Annotated in this window: 13 protein-coding genes; 5 read left to right on the forward strand and 8 right to left on the reverse strand. The window is 74.5% G+C overall.

Annotation, left to right across the window (positions count from 1 at the left end):
• Nucleotides 1–70: 70 nt before the first annotated feature.
• A complete protein-coding gene (locus ACI2LW_RS07345; protein ID WP_404730177.1) occupies nt 71–682 on the reverse strand; it encodes a PadR family transcriptional regulator in 612 nt (203 codons plus the stop codon).
• 107 nt (nt 683–789) lie between these two features.
• Between ACI2LW_RS07345 and ACI2LW_RS07350 the strand changes: the two genes are divergently transcribed.
• The gene (locus ACI2LW_RS07350; protein WP_404730178.1) at nt 790–1,221 is read left to right on the forward strand and encodes a nuclear transport factor 2 family protein; all 432 of its coding nucleotides are present in this window, start codon (nt 790–792) and stop codon (nt 1,219–1,221) included.
• Nucleotides 1,222–1,305: 84 nt separating this feature from the next.
• Here ACI2LW_RS07350 and ACI2LW_RS07355 read toward each other — a convergent pair whose 3' ends face one another.
• Together ACI2LW_RS07355 and ACI2LW_RS07360 are read right to left on the reverse strand one after the other, a co-directional pair.
• Nucleotides 1,306–1,974 (reverse strand): hypothetical protein, encoded by a 669-nt coding sequence (locus ACI2LW_RS07355; protein ID WP_404730179.1) that lies wholly within the window; start codon nt 1,972–1,974, stop codon nt 1,306–1,308.
• Nucleotides 1,975–2,098: 124 nt separating this feature from the next.
• Nucleotides 2,099–3,877, reverse strand: coding sequence for a hypothetical protein (locus ACI2LW_RS07360; protein ID WP_404730180.1), 1,779 nt, complete (start codon nt 3,875–3,877; stop codon nt 2,099–2,101).
• Nucleotides 3,878–4,079: 202 nt separating this feature from the next.
• On the opposite strand from ACI2LW_RS07360, the gene ACI2LW_RS07365 reads away from it, so the two are divergent.
• Nucleotides 4,080–4,304, forward strand: coding sequence for a hypothetical protein (locus ACI2LW_RS07365; RefSeq protein WP_404730181.1), 225 nt, complete (start codon nt 4,080–4,082; stop codon nt 4,302–4,304).
• Between the two features lie 93 nt (nt 4,305–4,397).
• Here the strand turns inward: ACI2LW_RS07365 and ACI2LW_RS07370 are convergent, their stop codons facing one another.
• Nucleotides 4,398–6,752: a beta-propeller fold lactonase family protein gene (locus ACI2LW_RS07370; protein ID WP_404730182.1), complete on the reverse strand. Its 2,355-nt coding sequence runs from the start codon at nt 6,750–6,752 to the stop codon at nt 4,398–4,400.
• Between the two features lie 591 nt (nt 6,753–7,343).
• On the opposite strand from ACI2LW_RS07370, the gene ACI2LW_RS07375 reads away from it, so the two are divergent.
• The gene (locus tag ACI2LW_RS07375) at nt 7,344–8,264 is read left to right on the forward strand and encodes a CAP domain-containing protein (protein WP_404730183.1); all 921 of its coding nucleotides are present in this window, start codon (nt 7,344–7,346) and stop codon (nt 8,262–8,264) included.
• Here the strand turns inward: ACI2LW_RS07375 and ACI2LW_RS07380 are convergent.
• The 3 genes from ACI2LW_RS07380 to ACI2LW_RS07390 are packed head-to-tail and all read right to left on the reverse strand — an operon-like array spanning nt 8,231 to nt 16,432.
• Complete coding sequence (locus ACI2LW_RS07380) at nt 8,231–8,971, reverse strand: 4'-phosphopantetheinyl transferase family protein (protein ID WP_404730184.1); 741 nt, start codon at nt 8,969–8,971, stop codon at nt 8,231–8,233. The two genes, ACI2LW_RS07375 and ACI2LW_RS07380, sit on opposite strands and share 34 nt — an antisense overlap.
• Before the next feature lie 13 nt (nt 8,972–8,984).
• Nucleotides 8,985–14,018, reverse strand: coding sequence for a type I polyketide synthase (locus tag ACI2LW_RS07385; RefSeq protein WP_404730185.1), 5,034 nt, complete (start codon nt 14,016–14,018; stop codon nt 8,985–8,987).
• Nucleotides 14,015–16,432 (reverse strand): MMPL family transporter, encoded by a 2,418-nt coding sequence (locus ACI2LW_RS07390; RefSeq protein WP_404730186.1) that lies wholly within the window; start codon nt 16,430–16,432, stop codon nt 14,015–14,017. Before ACI2LW_RS07390 ends, ACI2LW_RS07385 begins: the two co-directional genes overlap by 4 nt.
• Nucleotides 16,433–16,674: 242 nt before the next feature.
• On the opposite strand from ACI2LW_RS07390, the gene ACI2LW_RS07395 reads away from it, so the two are divergent.
• Nucleotides 16,675–18,153, forward strand: a complete 1,479-nt coding sequence (locus ACI2LW_RS07395) for a glutamate-cysteine ligase family protein (RefSeq protein ID WP_404730187.1) — start codon at nt 16,675–16,677, stop codon at nt 18,151–18,153.
• Nucleotides 18,154–18,335: 182 nt separating this feature from the next.
• Here ACI2LW_RS07395 and ACI2LW_RS07400 read toward each other — a convergent pair whose 3' ends face one another.
• Nucleotides 18,336–19,193 (reverse strand): YhjD/YihY/BrkB family envelope integrity protein, encoded by an 858-nt coding sequence (locus ACI2LW_RS07400; RefSeq protein WP_404730188.1) that lies wholly within the window; start codon nt 19,191–19,193, stop codon nt 18,336–18,338.
• A gap of 176 nt (nt 19,194–19,369) precedes the next feature.
• Between ACI2LW_RS07400 and ACI2LW_RS07405 the strand changes: the two genes are divergently transcribed.
• Nucleotides 19,370–21,318, forward strand: a 1,949-nt coding sequence (locus ACI2LW_RS07405; RefSeq protein ID WP_404730189.1) for a GH92 family glycosyl hydrolase, incomplete at its 3' end; no start/stop codon positions are given.

Consider the following 21,318-nt stretch of genomic DNA (forward strand, 5'->3'; position numbering starts at 1 on the left):
GGTGTTACGGCGGACCGGCGGCCGGACCGGCGCCCCCCGGACCACGAGCTGACGGACCACGCGCCCGGCCTCAGGGCCGGCCGGGAGGACGGCGACCGGTCGCGTCACTGCCCGTACGAGCCGACCGCTCCCCGGCCCTGAGCCGCAGGACCGCGACCACCTCCTCGCACCACGCGCGGTTGCCCTCCTCGAAGGCGAGGCCGCGCCGGCACGTGAGGTAGGGGCCGACGCGGTCGCCGTGACGCAGGAACTCCTCCTCCGAGCGGTCCCCCCGCATGGTGCGCAGCAGCTTCGTGAACAGCTCGGCCTTGGCGCGGGCGACGGCGGCGCGCTCGGACAGCTGCGCGATCAGGGCGTGCGTGTCCACATGGTCGGCGGCCTGGACCTTGACGAGCAGATCGTCACGGACGAACGAGGGCTTCGTGGCGGCGGAGGTGAAGTCCCGCAGCTCCGCGAGGCCCGCGTCGGTCACCCGGAACAGGCGCTTGTTGGGCCGCGACTCCTGGACGACCTGGCGCCCGGCGACCAGCCCGTCGCGCTCCAGCCGCGTCAGCTCGGCGTACAGCTGCTGGGGCCGGGCGTACCAGAAGTTGGCCACGCCGAGGTCGAAGGCCTTGGCCAGTTCGTAGCCGCTGAGCTCGCCGTGCAGCAGTGCCGCCAGCACAGCATGCCGGAGCGCCATCGCATCGCCGCCTCGGGTCCCGTTCGCCGCGGCCCCTACCGCGGCTGTGCCGCCCATGATAGTCATGAAAATGAGTAGTCACATTCATGACTAGCGAAGGGTGGGGCATGACCACCGCAGACCGCTTCCGCGCCGCCGTCGACAACCGGGACCTCGCGGCCCTGGACGACCTGTTCACCGACGACATCCGGCTGTACAGCCCGGTGAAGTTCACGCCCTTCGAGGGCAAGCCGATGGTCATGGGCCTCTTCGGGGTGCTGCTGCGCACGTTCCGCGACTTCCGCTACATCGGCGAGTACACGGGCACGGCGCGGACCAGCGCGGACGGCGGGTCCTCCCCCTCGGCGGTGCTGCTCTTCCGCGCCACGGCGGGCGGCAAGGAGGTCCACGGCATCGACCTGCTGCACTTCGCCGAGGACGGCCGCATCAAGGAGTTCACCGTCATGGTCCGTCCGCAGTCCGCGGTGCACGCGCTGGGCGAGGCGGTGCTGGCCGGGCTGGTCGCCGACGGTCTGGTACCGGCGCCCGCCGAGCGGTAGGCCCCGGCCCGCGGAGGCTTTCCCCGCCCGGCCGGAGGCTTTCCCGCACGGCCCGGGACGGGCCCGGTCCGGGCCGCGGGCCTCCTAGTACCCGGTGGAGCAGTTCCTCCAGGCCACGGCCAGATCCCGCGGGATCTGCGGGACGTCGGCGCAGCCGTGCGGCCCCGGCGGGAAGCCGTCGGTGGCGAGGTACACCCAGGCGCCGTCGGAGGCGGTGCGGAAGTACTTCCTGGCGCTGCCCTCGTCCTGCAGGGCCACGAGTTCCTCCCCGGTGGCGCCCGGGGTGGGCAGGAACCGGGTGCCCGCGTACCGCACGGAGCCGCACTGGCCGTAGAAGAACTGGTTCGGCGCCGGTGCGATGTGGCTGAACCGGGGGAAGCCGCGCCGGTAGGCCGCCGTGACGGCGGTCTTCACCGCGCTGCTCACGGCGAGGTTGCGGCAGCCGGGGACGAAGGTGCCCGGGCGGGCGGCGGCGGGAGTGGCGGTGCCGCGGTCCGGGGGCGTCGAGGTCCGCGACGGCACCGGGGTCCCCGACGGCGCCGGGGCGCTGGTGGACGCCGCGGCGGAGGCGGTGGCGGAGGACGCGGCCGGGGCCGGGCCGGGGGTTGCGGTGCCCGCGGCCGTGGAGGCGGCCGGCGGGCGCGCGGAGGGCGAACCGGAGGCGGAGTCGGTCCGCGGTCCCGGGCCGCACGCCGTGAGCAGCACCACCGCGCTCATCGACGCGATCACCGAAACGCCTCTGGCACAGGGCATGGCACCTCTCCTCTTCGGCCGGCGGACGCCGCCGGCGGGTGTCCCGGTGCGTAGGCCGCGCCGGCGCACGACCGCCTGACCGGGGTGGACGGCCGCCGTCGTACACCCGGCGGCCACTTCACCCCTATGACACCGCGGGCGGCCCGGGGGTTGCGGAGGACTTCGCCCGGCCCGGTTGCGATTCGGTATACGGCTGGGCGCAGCACCCTTCGCCACGGTCGGGGGCCGCGGCGGTCTCCCACCCGGCTTCCCACCCGGTTTCCCGCCGGCAGAAGCAGGAGGCCGTGATCGGTACGTCCGCCGTCGCCGCGGCGAGTTTCAGCTGCTGCCCGACGATGCCCGCCTCCCCCGTCCTGCCCAGACGCACCAGGCACTCGTGGAATCCGTGCAGGGACCAGACGTTGCCCGGATGCTGCTGCGGCCGGGGAAGCGTGTCGTCGAGGCCCAGGTCGGCGCGGTAGACCGCCTCGGCCTCCGCGACCCTCCCCTGCTCCAGCAGCAGCGCGCCGTACGCGTGGCGGGTGGGCTGCATCCACCCCCACGGCTCGTCGTAGGGGAGGTTGTCGTCCAGCTCGATCGAGCGGCGCAGCGTGGTGAACGCCGCGTCGAGATCGCCCTTGCGGTACTCCAGCTCGCCGTCGAGCATCGCGGAGGCGATCTCGAGGATGTCCGCGCAGGTGTTGTTGAACAGCATGCGCGTGGCCGGGACACGGGCGGCCGCCTCCCGGAACAGGGCGCGTTCCGCCTCCGCCTCGGCGATCCGGAAGGTGGCGGAGAGGGCCACTCCGCGCGCGTAGTGCCGCATCGCGGTGCTGACGCGGTACAGGTGCGGGTCTTCGGGCGCGGGCAGCCGCAGGATGTCCTCCCACCGGCCGAAGCGGATCAGCACGTGCACCCGCATCGCGAGGAACCCCTCCAGCCAGTCGGCCATGGGCGGGCTCTCCACGCGCAGCAGCTTTTCGGGCACGGCCTCCTCGAGCCGCCGCGCCGTCTCCAGCGCGTCTCCCAGGCGGCCCAGGAACATGGCTCCGTAGATGCGGAAGTGAAGGTTGTGGCACCGGTAGAGGGTGTAGAAGTTCATCGCGCCGGCCCGGGCGAAGTACTTCTCGTCGGCGGCGATGGCCGCGGCGTTGTCGGACAGCACCCGCCGGTAGTCACCGCAGAGCACCTCCAGGTGCGAGGGCATGTGCTGCAGGTGGCCCGCGTCGGGCACCAGTCCGCGCAGCCGGTCGGCGGCCGTCAGGGCGGCTTCCGGCGTCGGTGACATCTCCATCAGGTGGATGTACATGTGCAGCACGCCAGGGTGCCGGGCGCCCCCCGGTGCCGCCAGCGCCCGCTCCAGCACCTTCCTGGCCTCCGGTGTACGCGCCCCCTCGGCCGGGCGGCCGGTGCGGATGTCCCACAGCTGCCAGGGGGTGAGGTTCATCAGCGCGTCCGCGTACAGGGTGGCCACGTCCAGGTCGTCGGGTGCCAGTTCGTGGACGGTGCGCATGCTGTCGGCGTACGAGGCGTTCCACACCGAGCAGTCGCCGGCGTCCTCGGCCCGCGCCCGGGGGTAGCGGGCCCGCAGCGCCTCGATGAGGGCGCGCTCCACAGGGGTGGCGGACGGCGCCTTGGCGTGCGCGCGTTCCACGGCCTCGTGGGTGCGGCGCACCGTCCGCGTGAGGTCCTCGCCGTCGAAGAACTCCCAGGGCTTGTTGTAGTTCGGCCCCAGCGCGTAGGCCACGCCCCAGTCGGCCATGGCGCAGCCGGGGTCTGCCGCGGCGGCCGCTTCGAAGCAGCGCACGGCCTCTTCGTGGTTGAAGGCGTATGTCCAGGCCAGTCCCCGGTCGAACCACATCTGGGCCTGCGGGGAGGACGTCGTGACGCGGCGGGTGTGACTGCCCAGGTCGTAGTAGCTCATCGGCCGACCCCAGCCAGGTTCGCGGACCATGGTGCCGATTGGCTTTCATACGCCCCTTGTTGCCGTTGGTCAAGTCCCGACATTCCGCGTCATGACGGACGCGGCGGGAAAAGGTTGAATCGTTGATCGGAGACCGTTTGACACCGTCGTGGGCACCTTCCAGGCTGAAGGGAGGGGCCCTGTCCGCCCGAGGGAGAAGATCATGGCGACGAGCATCCTGACCCTGACCCGGTACCTGGTCGGCGCGTCCTGCGCCGCCGCGCTGCTCGCCGGAACGGTGGGCGTGGCGACGGCCGAGGCGGCGCCGCGGACCACGCAGGTCACGGCCGAGTCGCCGCGCGTCGCACCGCTCGACGCGTGCACGGGCTACCACTACGACGACAGTCACAACCGCGTCTGGGACCCGCCGGGCTGCACCCCGCCGTAAGGGCGTCGGGCCGCACACCGCCGTAAGGCCGTCGGCCCGCACACCGCCGTCAGAGCACCGGGCCGCCCCAACCGGCCCGGTGCCCGCGCCGGTTCAGGGGAGCGGCCGGACAGGGCCCTGCGCCGCGGCCGTCCCGGAGAACGTGATCACCGACACCGACCCCGAACTGCCGTTGGCCACGAACACCTGGCGGCCGTCCGGGGTGACGGCCACTCCCGCCGGGTGGGAGCCGACCGGCACCGGACCGCCGAGTGTGCGGTCGCCCGCGGTGTCGATCGTGGACAGGGAGGCGGAGCCGGAGTTGGCCACGTATGCGCGGTTGTCCTGGGGGGAGGTGGCCACTCCGGCGGGCCGGGAGCCGACGCGGACCGGGTGGTGGACCGTGCGGCCGCCGGCCGTGTCGATCACCCAGACCGAGTCGGAGCCCAGGCTGGTCACGTACGCCCGCCGGCCGTCCGCGGACAGCGCCACGGCCTGCGGGGAGTCGCCGACCCGGACGGGCGGGCCGACCATGCGGCCCTCGGCGGTGTCGACCACGGAGACCGAGTCGGTGCCGATGCTGGTGACGTACAGGCGCCGTCCGTCCGGCGACACCGCCACGCCCTCCGGGAAGGGCCTGACGTGAATGGGGTCGCCGACCGTGCGGTGGGTGGCGGTGTCGATCACCGACACGGAGCTCGACTGCCCGTTGGCGACGTAGACCCGCCGCCCGTCCTGTGACACGTCCACCCCCTCGGGGCGGTCCCCGACGGGGATCGGGGCGCCGACGGTACGGTTGCGGGTGGCGTCGATCACCGAGACCGAACCCGAGGAGTTGCTGGTCACGTAGACCCGCCGGCCGTCGGGCGACACGTCCAGCCCCTCGGGCGAGGCTCCGACGGGGATGGGCGCGCCGACGGTGCGGTTCGTCGCGACGTCGATCACCGAGACCGAGCCGGAGGCGAAGTTGGCCACATAGGCCCGTCGCCCGTCCGGGGACACGGCCACGCCCTGAGGGGAGTCGCCGACGGGGATCGACTGCACGGACACCGGACGCTCCGACGCCTCGGTCCCCGGGGCGCGGCACTGGGTCAGATACAGGCCGCTGCCCCCGGCGGCGAGCGCGACCAGCGCGGCCCCGGCCAGGAATCCGGCCCGCCTGCGGCGCCGCCGGGGGGTGCGGGCCCCGTCCGCCTCCGGGCCGTCCTCCTCCTGTTCCCTCTGGTCTGCCGCCGCCTGCCCCGGGCTTTCCCCGGCGCGGCGCACCTCCTGGCCGCCGTACCCCTCCGCGGCCCGGCCCGCCTCTTCTCCGAGGCCTTCCAGGTCTCCGAGATCTCCGAGGTCACCAGGCTCACCGCGGTCACCGCGGCCGGCGAGGCCCCCCTGGCCGGCCCGATCCGTCCGGCGGGGCAGCGGGCCCGAGGGCGGACCGGTCGGCACGTCCCCGACCGGCGGCAGCGGGGGGTGCTCGGTGGTCGGTGCGGAGCCGCCCGGTCCCGGCGACCCGGACGGTCCGGAGGCGGCGGGCCGTGCGTGCGGCATCCGCGGGGGCGGCGTGTGCGGCGGCAGGGAGGACGTGCCCGCGGCGGCGGAGCGGTGCTCGGCGGCGACGGCGGCGAGCTGCCGGGCCGCCTCGTCCCCGTCCGTCCGGTCCGCCGGGTCCTTGGCGAGCAGGCCGAGGAGGAGCGGTGTCAGTTCCGTTCCCCGGCGCGGGGGGCTGGGAGGGTCGAAGAGCAGGGCACTGAGGGTGCCGAGCGCGGAGTCGCGGTCGAAGGGGCCGGCGCCCTCGAGCGCGAAGTACAGGGTGGCGCCGAGGGAGAACAGGTCGGCGGCCGGGGTCGGCTCCTCACTGCGGGTCCGCTCCGGCGCCATGAACCGGGGGGTTCCCAGCAGCTCCAGGGACGTGGTCAGCCGGGCCTCCCCGGAACTCGGCTGGAGCGCGATGCCGTAGTCCGTCAGCAGCACCTGGCCCGTCTCACCGGTGCGCGAACAGTCCGGGCCGGGATGGGCGAGCAGGATGTTGGCCGGTTTCACGTCCCGGTGCACGACGCCGAGCCGGTGCCCCTCCAGCAGGGCGTCGAGCACCGCCAGTCCGATCCGGGCGACCTCGGCCGGCGGCAGCGGTCCCCATTCGGCGACCACCGCCTCCAGATCCATGGCCCCGGCCACGAAGTCCATGACGATCCACGGCAGGCCGTCGTCCTCCACGATGTCGTGCACGCTGACGACATGGGGGTGGTTGCGCAGCCGGGCGGCGTGCCGCGCCTCGCAGCGGGCCCGGGCGATCCGGGTGCTCACCTCGCGCTCGGGGACGCCCGGCGGCAGGACGATCTCCTTGAGCGCCACCTCGCACGCGAGTTCCTGGTCGTAGCCGAGCCACACCCGTCCCATGCCACCGGCGCCGAGCCGGCGCAGAAGCCGGTAGCGCCCGGTGATCACACGCCCGGCGGCCTCGTTCGCTCCTGTCATGGCTCCCCCTTCCTGGACGGGCCAGCAGGGGTCCTCGGCGAGCGCTGAGAAGGCCTGCTTCCACGTATCGCACATCCCCCGTGGCGTGGCAACTCCCCCATCCCGGCACCGGGCGGCCGGCCCTTCGGCATGGGCGCGGCGCCACCGTCCGCACCGTCGCGCGCGCCGGCCGCCGGGCGCCCTTCGTCGTGACATGCGCCACATTGCGATCGGGAATTATTCGGGTCGCTTAGTAGAGGGACCGGCGGCGACAAATTGGACTATGTCCGGCTTGAGGTGTGCCCGGCCGCGCGTCCGGCGTCCCGCCGCGCGTCCGGTCGCGCATCGCGGCGCATTCCGATAACAAAGCGCGTTCCTGACGCCGCGTCGGATGCCTTCACCCCACCGGGAAGCGGGAGCAGCACGCCGGTTCCGCCCCCGCAAGGGTCCGCAAGGCCTACGAAGCACGGTAGTAGCAGGGCCCTTTGCGCTCGGTGCGCGGCGCTGCGAAAAATGACGATCCGCAGTGCATCGCCGCAGTTCGCAAGCGCAATCTGCGCGGATCCAGTCCCCTCCCGGGGGCGCTCGGCGATCACCGAGTGAGGTCAGGCAATGGGCAAGCATCGCAAGAAGCAGCACTACCGGCGAATAGTCATCGGCACAGTGGCCGTGGGCGCCGTGGCGGTACCGTCCGTCGCCCTGGCCTGCGCCGACTGGCCGGGCGACACAGCACCACGGGCGCAGAGCTCGCCCGTGGCAGGCTCCCCCGTACAGCTCTCCTCCCTGCAGCCCTCCTGGCTGCGGTCCATCGCACAGCAGACCACTTCCCCGCAGACCACTCCCCCGCAGACCACCGCACCGGGCTCCGCGTCGCCGAGCGCCACCCCGGACGCGGCCGAGCGCCCGTGGCACCACGGCGGGGACCACACCACCCGTCACCGGGCCCGGCACCACCACCGCATCGCCGGCGGGGGCGGCAGCGCCCCCTCGAAGGCACCGGAGGCCTCCGCCCCGGCGACGGCCACGCCCGCGCCCACGGCCGGGTCCGCCTCCCCCGCTCCGCGGACCACCGCCTCCACGAGCGCCCCGCGGCCGACGGCCCCGGCCTCCGCCACCCCGGCGCAGCCCGGCTCCCCGCAGGCGACCGCGACCGCCTCGGGAACCACCGCCCGCATCGTGGAGCTGGTCAACGCCGAGCGGTCCAAGGCCGGTTGCCCGGCCCTGACCGTGAACGCGACGCTGACCAAGGCCGCGCAGGCGCACAGCGAGGACATGGCCGCCCACCAGAACATGTCCCACACCGGGTCCGACGGGTCCTCCCCCGGCGACCGGATCACGCGCGCCGGCTACACCTGGAGCATGTACGGCGAGAACGTCGCCTACGGCTACTCCACTCCCGAGCAGGTCATGGCCGGCTGGATGTCCAGCCCCGGACACAAGGCCAACATCCTCAACTGCTCCTTCAAGGAGATCGGCGTCGGTCTCGCGCAGCCCGGCAGCTACTGGACCCAGGACTTCGGCACGTCCCGCTGACGGGCGGCCGGCTCCGGGTCCGGAGCGAGGACCAGGGCGAGCACCGCCGTGCCGGCCCGGCGGACCAGGGCGCGGCGGGGCCCGTCCAGGGCGGGCGGGGTCAGGCCGAGGAGGCGGACGCGCCGGGGCGCCTCACCGGCCAGCCCGCGGCGCTCCGCCTTCACCGCGGCTTCCTTCAGCGCCCAGGCGGCGGTGAGGAAGCCCGCGCCGTCGGGGACGAGCCGCCGCTCCGCGGGGCTGAGCACATGGTCCGCGGCCCGGCGCACCGCGCCGGCCGAGGCCGTCTCGCACACGTCCACTCCGACCGGACCGGGCGCGAGGGCGACGGCCACGTGGTGCGCCGTGTGGCTGATCGTCAGATGCGGGCAGCGATCGCGCGGCCGGCCGCCGGGGCCGGCGGCCAGGGTCAGGCGGGGGCTGCCGTCGGCGCGGGGAAGGATCTCGACGGAGGTGACCGGAGTACCGGTCACCTCCGCCACCAGGCGCTTGGCCGTCAGTCGCCCGGCCCACCACTCGGCCTGCCGCCAGGGCGGGAGCGCGTCGAAGACGTGCCGCTCCGCCCGGGACAGCACGGACGGCACCGACAGGACGGCCCGCGGGGAGCAGTGCGGCGCGGCGTCCAGGGCGTCGCGCGCCACCACCACGAGGGCGGCCCCGCCCCACCGGTGGACCCGGTCCAGCGCGATCGTGGGGAACGTGTTCCGCATGACGTGCTCTCCTTCAGGCCGCGGGGGTACGGCCGGAGGGGCGCAGCCCGTCCTTCAACGCCGCCACGGCGGCCTGGATCTGGTCGGGCGTGTGGTCGCAGGTGACGAAGAAGCGCAGCCGGGCCAGGTGCTCGGGCACCGCCGGGTGGAGGATCGGGTTGACACTGACCCCCCGCTGGAAGAGCGCCTGCGCCAGCAGCAGGGTCCTGGCCGAGTCGCCGACGACGCACGGCACGATCGGTGTGCCGTGGCTGTCCCCGGTGTGGATGCCCGCCTGTCCCGCCAGCCGCACGAACAGCGCGGAGTTCTCCCGCAGCCGCCGCAGCCGCCACGGCTCGGCCCGCATCGCGCGCAGCGCGGCCAGGGACGCGGCGGCGTTGGCCGGGGTCATGCCCGCGCTGTAGACGAAGCCCGGTGCGGTGTACCGGAGGTAGTCGACGACGGTGTGGTCCGCGGCGACGTACCCTCCGCACCCGGCCAGCGCCTTGGACAGGGTGCCCATCCACAGGTCGACGGCCGAGCGGTCGATCCCGAAGTGCTCACCGGCGCCGCGCCCGGTGTCGCCGATCACCCCGATGCTGTGCGCCTCGTCGACCATCAGCAGCGCGCCGTGGCGGCGCTTGACCTCGACGAGCGCGGGCAGGTCCGCGATGTCGCCGTCCATGCTGTACACGCCCTCGACGATCACCAGGACGCGGCGGTAGCGGTGGCGGGCGCGGGCGAGCAGGGCGTCGAGCGCGGCCGCGTCGTTGTGCGGGAACGGCCGCCGGGTCGCGCCCGAGAGCCTGCAGCCCTGCACGATGCTGTCGTGGGCCAGGGCGTCGTGGATGATCAGGTCCTCCGGGCCGACGAGATGGCCGATCACCGTGACGTTGGTGGCGTGCCCGCTGACCAGGGTGACGGCGTCCTCGGTGCCCAGGGTGCGGGCGAGTTCGCTCTCCAGCTCGCGGTGCGGCGGGCGGCTGCCGGACAGCAGACGGCTGGCGGACGCGGAGGTCCCGTACCGGTCCACGGCCTCCCCGACCGCCGCGCGCACCCGCGGGTGCGTGGCGAGACCCAGGTAGTTGTAGCCGGAGAAGGAGACCAGTTCCCGGCCCTCCACGACCGTGGTGTCCGTCATGGCACCGTCGTGGACCCGGAAGTAGGGATTGGGCAGTTGGAGCCGGCCGAGCAGCTTCATGCGCTCGCGGTGCGCGCCGACCTCGGGGAAGCAGTCGATGCGCGTGCGCTCCGGGGGCAGGGGGAGGACGGACGCGGGGTCGGCACCGGGGGCGGGCTCGGTATCGGCACCGACCGCGGACGCGGGCGCGGGCGCGGGATCAGGGGCCGGAGCGGACGCGGGGCCGAGGGCGGGCTCGGGCGCGCGACCAGGGGCGGCGGCGGGGGCCGGGTCAGGAGTGGGGCCGGTCCCGGTGTGGGGATGGTCCGTGAGCATCGCGATGACGTCCCCGACGCTCGGCCGCGCGCAGCGCTCGTCGATCGTCAGGGCGGGGTGCCGCCGTCTGAGCGAGGCGAACAGGTCGGTCAGCATCAGCGAGTCGAAGCCGAGGTCGTCGACGAGGCGCTGGTCGGTGCGCAGATGGCTCACCGGGAACGCGCTGACGCGGGCGATCTCCTCGTACACGGCGTGCCGGACGCCGGGGACGCCGGGGACGTCGGGGACGCCGGGCGACGGCGGTGGTACGGCGGCGGGATGCGGCCCCTCACTCACCGGCCGCCCGGGCGGCACGGCAGGCTCCGCGGGTACCGGGTGGGCCGCCCGCATCACCGGTACGGCCGGCACCGCCCGCGCCGCCTGCGCCGTCCCCTCCACCGGTACGTCCTGCACGACCGGTACCGCCGATACCACCGACACCGCAGGTACCGCCGGTACCGCTTCCGCCGCCGGCTGGGCAGGTATCGCCGGCTCCGCCAGTTCCCTTCGCGCCGCCGGCACCGGCCGCGCGGCCGGTACGGGATCCGGCCCGTGCAGCCGGTAGCACTGCTCGTCCAGCCGGGCCACCGGCAGGTCGAGCAGCCGGCGTTCGGCCTCCGGCACCAGGGCGCGGGGGTCGACGGGCACGCCGAGGACCGCGAGCCGGGCCAGGGCGTGCAGGAAGCCGCGCCCGTCGTCCGGCGCCGCGCCGTCGGTCGCGACGACGTGGACGTCGTCGTGGCCGGCGAGGTTGCGGCGGACGCAGGTGAGGAGCGAGCCGCCGCCCGTCACCTGGAGGAAGACGCGGGCACCGGCGTCATAGGCGCTGCGCACGGCGTCGCCGAAGCGGACCGGCGCCGAGGCGTGGCGCGCCCACAGTTCGCGCAGCCGCTCGGGGTCGTCGCACACCGCCCCGCTCACGGCCGAGACGAACGGCAGCCGGGGCGCGCCCGGCGGACGCCCGCCGAGAACGCCGCGCATCGCCGCGTCCGCGCCGGCCAGGCGGGGGCAGTGGAAGGCGTTCGACACCTCCAGCGCCGCCGTCGCCACGCCCGCGGCGGAGCAGGCGTCTGCGAGCACGGCCAGGCCCTCCCGGCTGCCGCTCACCACGATCTGCCGCGGCTGGTTGAAGCACGCGGGCCACACGTCGTCGATGCCGCGCAGCAGCAGCCGGCAGTTCTCCAGGTCGGTCTGCACGGCGAGCATCCCGCCGCGCGGCTCGGGCTCGGCCGGCCCGAGCACCGCACCGCGGTCGGCCAGCAGCCGTACGGCATCGGCGTCGGTGAGCGCGCCGGCCACCGCGCCCGCGCTGAACTCCCCCACGCTGTGCCCGAGTACGAGGTCCGGGGCGACACCGCAGCCGGCCAGCAGCCGGGCGGCGGCCAGGTGGACGGTGCCCAGCAGCGGCTGGCACACCTCCGTGCCGGCGAGCCGGCGGCGCAGCTCCGGCTCCGGCCCGGCGTCGGCCGCCGTCACCCCGTACAGCAGGCCGGCGACGTCCACGCCGGAGTGGTCGCGGACCACGGCGGCGAGGGCGTCGACGGTCGCGCGGAACTCGGGGAAGCGCCGGTGGAGGTCGCCCAGCATGCCGGGCCGCTGGCTGCCCTGTCCGGGGAAGACGAAGGCGAGGCGGCGGGCGGCGGGCGAGAGGGGGGCGTCACCGGCCACGGCGCCGTCGCCCAGGTCGCCGCGCGCGCCGTCGGCGAGCTGCCGGCGGGCGCGGCGCAGCCGCTCGGTGAAGCCGGCCGTGTCGGCGGCCACGACGGCGAGCCGGCTCGGCAGCGGCTCGCGGCCGCCGAAGGTGTGGGCGAGTGCCGCCGGCGGCACGGCGGGCGTGTGCTCCAGGGCGCCGAGCAGTTCGTCGATGTGCTCGCACAGCAGGTGCGGGCTGCCGGCGGACAGCAGGACGAGGTGCGGCTGTGCGGGCCGGGCGCCGGGGGACCCGCCCGCACCGGCGACCGCACCGGTCAGCGGACCGGCGACCGCAGCGGCGACCGCACCGGTGAGCGGAGCGGTCAGCGGAGCGGTCAGCGGAGCGGTCAGCGGAGCGGAAGGAGCTTCGGTACGGAGGGGCCGGGGGCCGTCGCCGGGGCCCGTACGGCGGTCGGAGCGCGCCCCGGTGCGGGGGCCGTCGGCAGCAGCGGGCGTCTCCTGGAGAATCACGTGGACGTTCGTGCCGCCGAACCCGAACGAGCTGACGCCCGCGAGCCGCGGGCCCGCCCCCTGGGGCCACGGCCGGACGGTGTCGGCGATGCGCAGGCCGGCGGCCGCGAGTCCGAGCCCCTGGTGGGGCGTGATGTCGGGCTGCGGGACGACCGTGCGGTGGTGCACGACCAGAGCCGTCTTGATCAGCGCGGCGATCCCGGCGGCGGACAGCGCGTGCCCGATGAGCGCCTTGCCGGAGGAGAGGTAGCACAGACCGGCGTCCTCGTCGGGGTGCTCGGTGCGCAGCCGGCGCAGTGCCTCCACCTCGACGCGGTCGCCGACGACGGTCCCCGTCCCGTGGGCCTCGATGAAGCCCACGGCGGACGGCGGCACGCCCGCGTCGCCGAAGGCGCGGTGCATGGCCCGGAGCTGGCCCTGGACGGTGGGGCACAGGGGTCCGGGCGCCGCGCCGTCGTTGGCGGAGCCGACCCCCCTGACGACGGCGTAGACCCGGTCGCCGGCGGCGAGGGCGTCCGGCAGCGGGCGCAGCACCACGGCCCCGGCGCCCTCACCGAGGACGAAGCCGTCGGCCCGCTCGTCGAACGGACGGCACACCCCGGCGGCCGACAGGGCGCCGAGCCGGGAGAAGCCCACCAGGCTGTCCGGAGTGAGGCTGAGATGGACCCCGCCGACGATCGCGGTCGTGCAGGTGCCCTGGCGCAGGTTCAGGACGGCCTGGTCGAGCGCGATCAGCGAGCTGGAGCAGGCGGCGTCGACGGCGAAGCTGGGGCCGCCGAGGTCGAAGTGCCGGCTCACGGTGGCGGGGGCCATGCTGACCAGGCTCCCCGGCAGGGTGAAGGCGTCCATGGGGGCGAGCCGCTCCGTGGCCAGGTCGGCGAGGCCGTGCAGCAGGACGTCGTCGGCCGGGCCGCCCAGCGAGCCGTCCGCCAGGCACAGCGCCCGGAGGCGGGCCGACATCAGTTCCCTGTGGTCGGACCCCGACAGCCCGAAGAAGACGCCGGTGCGCTCGCGGTCGAAGCCGCCCCGGCCGAGCCCCGCGTCGTCGAGAGCCTCCCGGGTGACGTCGAGCATCAGCCGGTGCTGCGGGTCCATCGCCGCGACGCGGCGCGGCGGAAGGCCGTAGTGGAGGGCGGCGAAGCGGTCCACCGCGTCGACGAAGGCGACCTGGTCGGTGTACGCGGTGTCGCCGGTGCGCACGGCTCCGGGCCGGTGGAACGTGCCGTGTTTCCAGCGGTCCGCCGGCACCGGGCGGAACTGCCGTTCGCCCGCGAGCAGCAGTTTCCAGTACGCGTGCACGTCCCTGGCTCCCGGGAAGCGGCAGCCGAGTCCGACGACGGCGATGTCGTGCGCGGCGGTGTCGTAAGCGACCGTGTGGTTCATGGCGGTTTCCTTCGTCGCGGTGTCCTTGATGACGGTGTGGTGCAGGGCGGTGCGGTTCGTCGACGTGTGGGCGGAGGTGCGGTTCATGGCCGGACCCGCTTCCGTTGCGGAGAGGGAGCTCGAGGTGGGGGCGGGGAGGGAGGCGGGGGCGGCGGCACGCGCCGCTGGGAGGGCTTCGCGTGGGCCCCCGGCGCTCCGGCCCTGAACGGTCGCGGCGCCCACCAGTTCAGGCCGCCGGCCAGCCGCATGAGAGCCGGTACGAGGACGCCCCGCACGAGCGTGGCGTCGAGCAGCACGCCGAATCCCGCGCCGATCCCGAAGAACTGCAGCAGGGCGACCCTCGACGAGCCGAAGCTCAGCAGAGTGAGGGCGAGCAGCGCGCCCGCCGTGCTGACGATCCCGCCGGTACGGGCCAGCCCGGTCACGATCGAGTCGGCGGTGCCCTGCCCGGCCTCGTGGGCCTCCTTGATGCGGGCCAGCACGAAGACCTCGTAGTCGACCGAGAGGCCGAAGACGATGCAGAACAGCAGGATCGGCATGGTGGTGCTGAGCGGTCCGGGGGTGAAGCCCAGCAGCGACCGCAGATGCCCGGACTGGAAGACCCACACCAGGGAGCCGAGGACCGCCGCCAGTCCGAGTCCGTTCAGCGCGATCGCCTTCAGCGGCAGGACGACGCTGCGGGAGAAGCGGAACAGCAGCAGGAAGGTGCTGACCGCCATCAGGGACAGCGCCAGGGGCAGCCGCCGCGCGATCGTGTCCTTGGCGTCGACGAGTACGGCGCTGGGACCGCCGACGTGGATGGCGGTGTCCGCCGGTGTGGGGGTCCGCCGGATGGCGTGCACCAGGCTCTGGGCGGCCCGCGACTGCGGATCGACCGACGGCACCACGGTCCACAGGGCCGGGCCGCCCGCGGCGGCCGGCACGGGACCGCCCGCGGCGCCGCCCGGCGCGGCCCCGCCCGGCGCGGCCACCCGGTGGCCGTCCCGCCACACTCCGGTCGGCCCGACGACCTCGGCCACCCCCGGCAGTGCGGACAGTCCGGGCGCGTAGTTGCGCGCGGCGCCGGGCCGGGTGCTGGTGGTGAACACCGTGAGCGCGCCCGCGTTCCGCGCGTCGAACTCCTCGCGCACCAGGTCCCCGGCCTGCCGGCTGGACGCGGTGGGCGGCAGCGTGCGGTCGTCCGGGGTGGCGAAGCCGGCATGGGCGAACGGCAGGGCGAGCACCGCGAGCAGGCCCAGCACGGGCAGGGCGGCCATCAGCGGGCGGCGTACGACCACGCGTGCGAGGCCCGCCCAGAACCGCGACGCGGAGCCGGCCCGCGCGCCGCGCCGCCAGGGCACCGCCCAGGCGTTCACCCGCCTGCCGAGCAGCGTCAGCAGCGCCGGCAGGACCGTGGTGGCGGCGAGCGCGGCGACGGCGACCACCGCGATGCCCGCGTAGGCGAAGGAACGCAGGAAGTACGGCGGGAAGACCAGCAGGGTGGCGAGCGCGGCACAGACCGTGGCGGCGCTGAAGAAGATGGTGTGGCCCGCCGTGCCCACCGTGCGCCGGGCGGCCTCGCGCGGCGGCCGTCCCGCGGCGAGTTCCTCGCGGAACCGGGAGACGACCAGCAGGCCGTAGTCGATGCCGAGGCCGAGGCCCAGGGCGGTGGTGAGGTTCAGCGCGAAGACGGACACGTCGGTGACCGAGCCGAGCAGGTCGAGGACCAGCAGCGTCCCGCCGATCGCCAGCACGCCGATCAGCAGGGGCAGCGCCGCGGCCACCACACTGCCGAACACCAGGATCAGCAGGATCAGCGTGCAGGGCAGGACGAGGGTCTCCGCCCGCTTCAGGTCGGAGGCGGTGACGGACTGCGTCTCGGCCTCCGCCAGGGCGGTTCCGCCCACGTGCACCGCGAGCACGGACGCGCCCCGCTCCGGCCCCGCGGCACGGTCCTCGGCCGGCCGCACCGGATGCCCGGCCCCCGGCCGCACCGGGGACGCCTCCCCCGGCCCCTCGCCACCGCCGGCGGCCCGCCGCACGGCCGGGCGGTCCGGGGCCGGGCCGTCCGGGGCCGGGCCGGTCAGTGCCGCGCGCACCCGCTCCGCGCGGCTTCCGGTCTCCGCCGCGGTGCCGTCGACGTGCGCGAGCAGCAGGGCCGCGCGGCCGTCGCGGCCGCGCAGCTCCGCGGCCCCGCCGTTCCAGTACGACGACACGTCCCTGACGTGCGGCTGGGCGGTCAGGCGCCGGGTCAGTTCCCGGCCCGCGGCCCGGGCGGCCGGGTCGTCGACGTCCCCCCGGTCGGTGCGCGCGACGACGACGAGGTTCGGCGCGGTGCCCCGGTACTCGGCGGTCGTGCGGGCCGCGAAGGTGGAGTCCGACGCGGGGTCGTTGTACCCCTGTGTCTTCAGCCGGCCGGAGGCTCCCGAGCCGAGCAGCACGCACAGGACGAGGAAGGCCAGCGCGGCGGCCAGCACAGGCACGGGACGACGGGTGGCGAGGTCACCCAGCCAGCGGTACATCCGACCCTCCGGTCCGGTTGGCGTTCCGCTCCCGCGGCTGCGTGAGCGGTCGACTGCCACCCTGCTCCGGCGGCGGCCGTGCGCCCCAGCCCCGGCTGTTCGCTACTTGACGGCGGGCGCGGCGGCCGCTACGGCAGGCGCGACGGCCGCCACGGCGGCCACGGCACCGCCTGGTGGGGCCGGTCCGGTGGTGCGACGCTGGAGGGAAGCGAAGGTGCGAGGAGGGGAACCCGGGAGGGCCGATGGGACGTGACGTCCCGGCGCTGGTCTTCACCCGCGAGGACCGCCGCCGGTACCGGATCAAGATGCAGGAGTGCCTGGACGCGTTCGCCCAGATGCTGCGCGAGTCCCGGTTCGAGTCCGAGCGGCCCCAGGTGGGCCTGGAGATCGAGCTGAACCTGGTCGACGACCGGGCGGAGCCGGCGATGCGCAACGTGGACGCGCTGCAGGCGATCGCGGACCCGGCCTGGTCGACCGAGCTGGGACGGTTCAACCTGGAGATCAACATTCCGCCGCGGCGGCTGACGGAGGGCGGCCCCGACGCCTGGGAGTCCGAGATCCGGGCCGCGCTGAACCACGCCGAGGAGCGCGCCGGCCCGGTCGGCGCCCATCTGGTCGTCATCGGCATCCTCCCGACGCTGCGGCAGGAGGACGCCGGCGAGGCCTCGCTGTCGGAGAACCCGCGCTACCGGCTGCTCAACGACCAGGTCTTCGCCGCCCGGGGCGAGGACCTGCGCCTCGAGATGGACGGCGTGGACCGGCTGCGCACCTACGCGGACACCATCACCCCCGAGGCGGCGTGCACCAGCACCCAGTTCCACCTCCAGGTGTCCCCGGAGGAGTTCGCCGACTACTGGAACGCGGCCCAGGCCATCGCCGGGGTCCAGGTGGCGCTGGCGGCCAACTCGCCGTTCCTGTTCGGCAAGGAGCTGTGGCACGAGACCCGCGTCCCGCTGTTCGAGCAGGCGACCGACACCCGGCCGCAGGAGATCAAGGTGCAGGGGGTGCGGCCGCGGGTGTGGTTCGGGGAACGCTGGGTCAACAGCGTCTTCGACCTCTTCGAGGAGAACCTGCGCTACTTCCCGGCGCTGCTGCCGCTGTGCGACGAGCAGAATCCGGCGGAGACGCTGGACGGCGGGGACATACCCGAGCTGTCCGAGCTGACCCTGCACAACGGCACGATCTACCGCTGGAACCGCCCGGTCTACGCCATCGCCCACGACAAGCCGCATGTGCGGGTGGAGAACCGGGTGCTGCCCGCCGGCCCGACCGTCGCCGACACCCTCGCCAACGGCGCCTTCTACTACGGCCTCACCCGCGCCCTGGTCGAGGAGGACCGGCCGGTGTGGTCGAGGATGTCCTTCTCGGCCGCCGAGGAGAACCTGCACGCGGCGGCCCGGCACGGCATCGAGGCACGCCTGTACTGGCCGGGGATGGGCGAGGTCCCGGTGGCCGAACTCGTCCTGCGGCGGCTGCTGCCGCTGGCGCACCGGGGGCTGGAGCGCTCCGGCATGGACGACGCCTGGCGCGAGCCGCTGCTCGGCATCATCGAGCAGCGGTGCGTCACCGGCCGCAACGGCGCGGTCTGGCAGAAGGAGATGTTCCACCGCATCGACGAGACCGGCCACGCCGGCCGGCACGAGGCACTGCGCCGGATGACGCGGTTGTACATGGAGTACATGCATCTCAACGCCCCCGTGCACACCTGGCCGGTCGACTGAGCGGAGGCGGTAAGGGCGAGCGGGGCCACACGCGGGCGGGCACGGGCACAGACGCGGGCGAGCGGCGGGCAGGGCACACACGCGGGCGGGCGGGCGGCGGGCACGGCCCACACGAGCACGCACGGCAGGCACACGGGTGACATCCGCCGGTCGGTCGTACAGGCGCGCGCACGGGCGGGGTGTCAGGCGCCCCCGTCCGCGCCCCAGGCGGCGCCGCTCGGCGTGCCGAGGCGGTGGGCGAGCCGTGGTTCGCCGGCCAGGACGGCGCCCACGCTGATGCCGACGGCGATGGCGACGCACACCACGATCAGCCAGGACAGCAGGACGAACACCGAACCGAGCGCGCCGTACTCGCCGAGGGCCCGGTTGAGTGCTGCCGGCATGTAGAAGTGGGCGGTCAGGGACGCGGCGCCGATCGCGGCCGCGGTGACCAGGGCGCCGGGCAGCAGGGGCGCCCAGCCGATCAGGCCGCCCAGCAGCAGATGCTGCGTCCACCACCACAGGGCGGTCTGGATCAGCAGGGTGAGCGGGATGCCCAGCCAGGGGCCGGCTCCGAAGCCCTCGCGCAGCGGCGCCTGCACGACGAGCACCGTGAGCCACAGCAGGATCCAGGCCAGCCACCGCCAGGGGGCGATCCTGACCCCGGCGCGCGGGACGCGCCAGGCGCGTTTGCACAGCCGCTGCACGGCCCGGCTGACCGCCGTGGCCGACAGCAGCACCATCAGCCCGCCCACCGCGCCCGTCGCCTGCTTCAGGTTCCCGCCCGACGACTGGAAGACCCTCTCCAGCTCCGTCCGGCTGGCCCCGCTCAGCCCGAACACGGCGCTGACCGAGGTCACGAGCTGACGGCGCACGGCCGCCGGGGCGTAGGCGCCGACCACGAAGAGCAGCGGGACCGCGGTCAGGAAGCACTGGGCGGCCAGGCGGGTCGCCGAGTCGAAGATGTTCACCGCCACCATGCGGTCCAGCAGCCGGGTGATCACGGGAAACCGCGTCAACGCCCGTACGTGCAGCGTCTTCAGCCTCCCGGTCGCTGTCATGGCGCCGCTCCTTCCTCCTCCCACAGCGTGCAGGAGCGCCGGTCGGGCGGCACCCGGAGGACACCGGCCGCACCGCGCCCCGGCACCCACTCTTGACGAGTACACGTAACAGCACGAAGAATGAGCGCGCCGATCTGACAACGTTGTCCAACGGCCCAGGGGAGGACTGACGTCCCATGAGACGGACTCGGCGCACACGACGCACACGTGGTGCCGGTACGGTGATCGCGGCGGTCGCGCTGCTCGGCGCCGCACTCACCGCACCCGCGGCCCAGGCGGCCGCCGGCCCGGGAGGCGGCGGGCTCACCGACCTCGTCAACCCGTTCATCGGAACCCAGAACGAAGGCAACACCTACCCCGGCGCGGCCGTCCCGTTCGGCATGGTGCAGTTCTCGCCGGACACCGGCCACAACACCGGTTACGACTACTCCCAGAACCACATCCGCGGCTTCTCCCTGGTCCACCTCTCCGGTGTCGGCTGCGGCCTCGGCGGCGACCTGCCCGTGCTGCCGACGACCGGCGACGTCACCGAGACCGACAACGCGAAGTACCAGGCGGAGTTCTCGCACGACGACGAGACGGCGAGCCCCGGCTACTACCGGGTCGGGCTGAGGACCGGCGTCGAGGCCGAGCTGACCGCGACCACCCGCACCGCCGTCCAGCGCTACACCTTCCCCGCCACGGACAAGGCCAACGTCCTGCTGAACGCGGGCCAGTCGCTGCACCGGACGGTGTCCACCGAGGTCGAGGTGCTGGACGAGCGCACGGTGCGGACCGCGATCACCGGCAGCGGCTTCTGCCAGGACACCAAGCCGTACACGGTCTACACGATCACCCGCTTCGACCGCCCGTTCACCGCCTACGGCACCTGGGACGGCGCCTCCGTCACGGCCGGCGCGAGGACGGGCCGCGACGGCGCCTATGTGCGGTTCGACACGACCGAGGACCGTACCGTCGAGGCGACGACGGCCCTGTCCTACGTCGACGCCCACGGAGCGGCCGTCAACCTCCGTGCGGAGGGCGGCCGTTCGTTCGACCGGGTGCGGGAGGCGGCCCGGCGGGCCTGGGAGGACCGGCTCGGCGACGTACGTGTGCGGGGCGGCGGCGACACCCTGCGCCGCACGTTCTACTCGTCCCTGTACCGCTCGTTCCTCGCGCCGAACGTCGGCAGCGACGCCGACGGCCGCTACACCGGCTGGGACCAGCGGATACACCGGGCGCGCGGCTTCACGTACTACCAGAACTGGTCGCTGTGGGACACCTACCGCACCCAGTCGCAGCTGCTGTCGCTGCTCGCCCCGCGCGAGGCCCGGGACATGGCGATCTCGGTGATCCGGATCGACGAGGAGAGCGGCTGGCTGCCCAAGTGGGGCTACGGCACGGTCGAGACCAACATCATGACCGGCGACCCGGTCACCCCGTTCCTCACCAACGCCTACCAGCAGGGCCTGCTCAAGGGCTACGAGGAGCGGGCGTACCGGGCCCTGAGGAAGAACGCCGACGGGGTGCCGCCCGCCGGAAGCCCGGCGGTGGGCCGTGAGGCCGGCCAGGAGTACATCGCGAACGGTTTCGCCCCGTACCTGAAGGGCCGCCCGCACGCCAAGCCCGGCGACTCCGACTACGACCATGGCGCGTCCGCGACCCTGGAGTACGCCCTGTCGGACGCGATGCTGGCCGAGATGGCCCGCGGCCTCGGCCACACCGCCGACGCGGCGCGCTACGCGGCCCGGGCCCAGAACTACCGGAGGATCTTCGACGCCTCCACCGGCTTCTTCCGCGCCCGCGACGGCTCCGGCGCCTTCACCGGGCCGGCCGACCCGGCCCGCAGCGAGGGCTTCCACGAGGGCACGGCCTGGCAGTACCAGTGGCTGGTGCCGCAGGACCTGCCGGGCATGGTCGGCCTGATCGGCGGCAGGCAGGCGGCCAACGCGCGGCTGGACTCCTTCTTCGCCTACGACCGGTTGGTGAAGGACCCGGCGAAGACCGCCCGCGAGGTGTGGGTGAACGGCCCGTACGACTACTACAACGCGGACAAGTACAACCCGCAGAACGAGCCCGACCTGATCGCCCCGTACACCTATCTGTCCACCGGCCAGCCGTGGAAGACCACCGACGTGGTGCACGC

This window comes from Streptomyces sp. NPDC004065, assembly GCF_044903565.1.
In the GTDB taxonomy this organism is placed as follows: Bacteria; Actinomycetota; Actinomycetes; order Streptomycetales; family Streptomycetaceae; genus Streptomyces.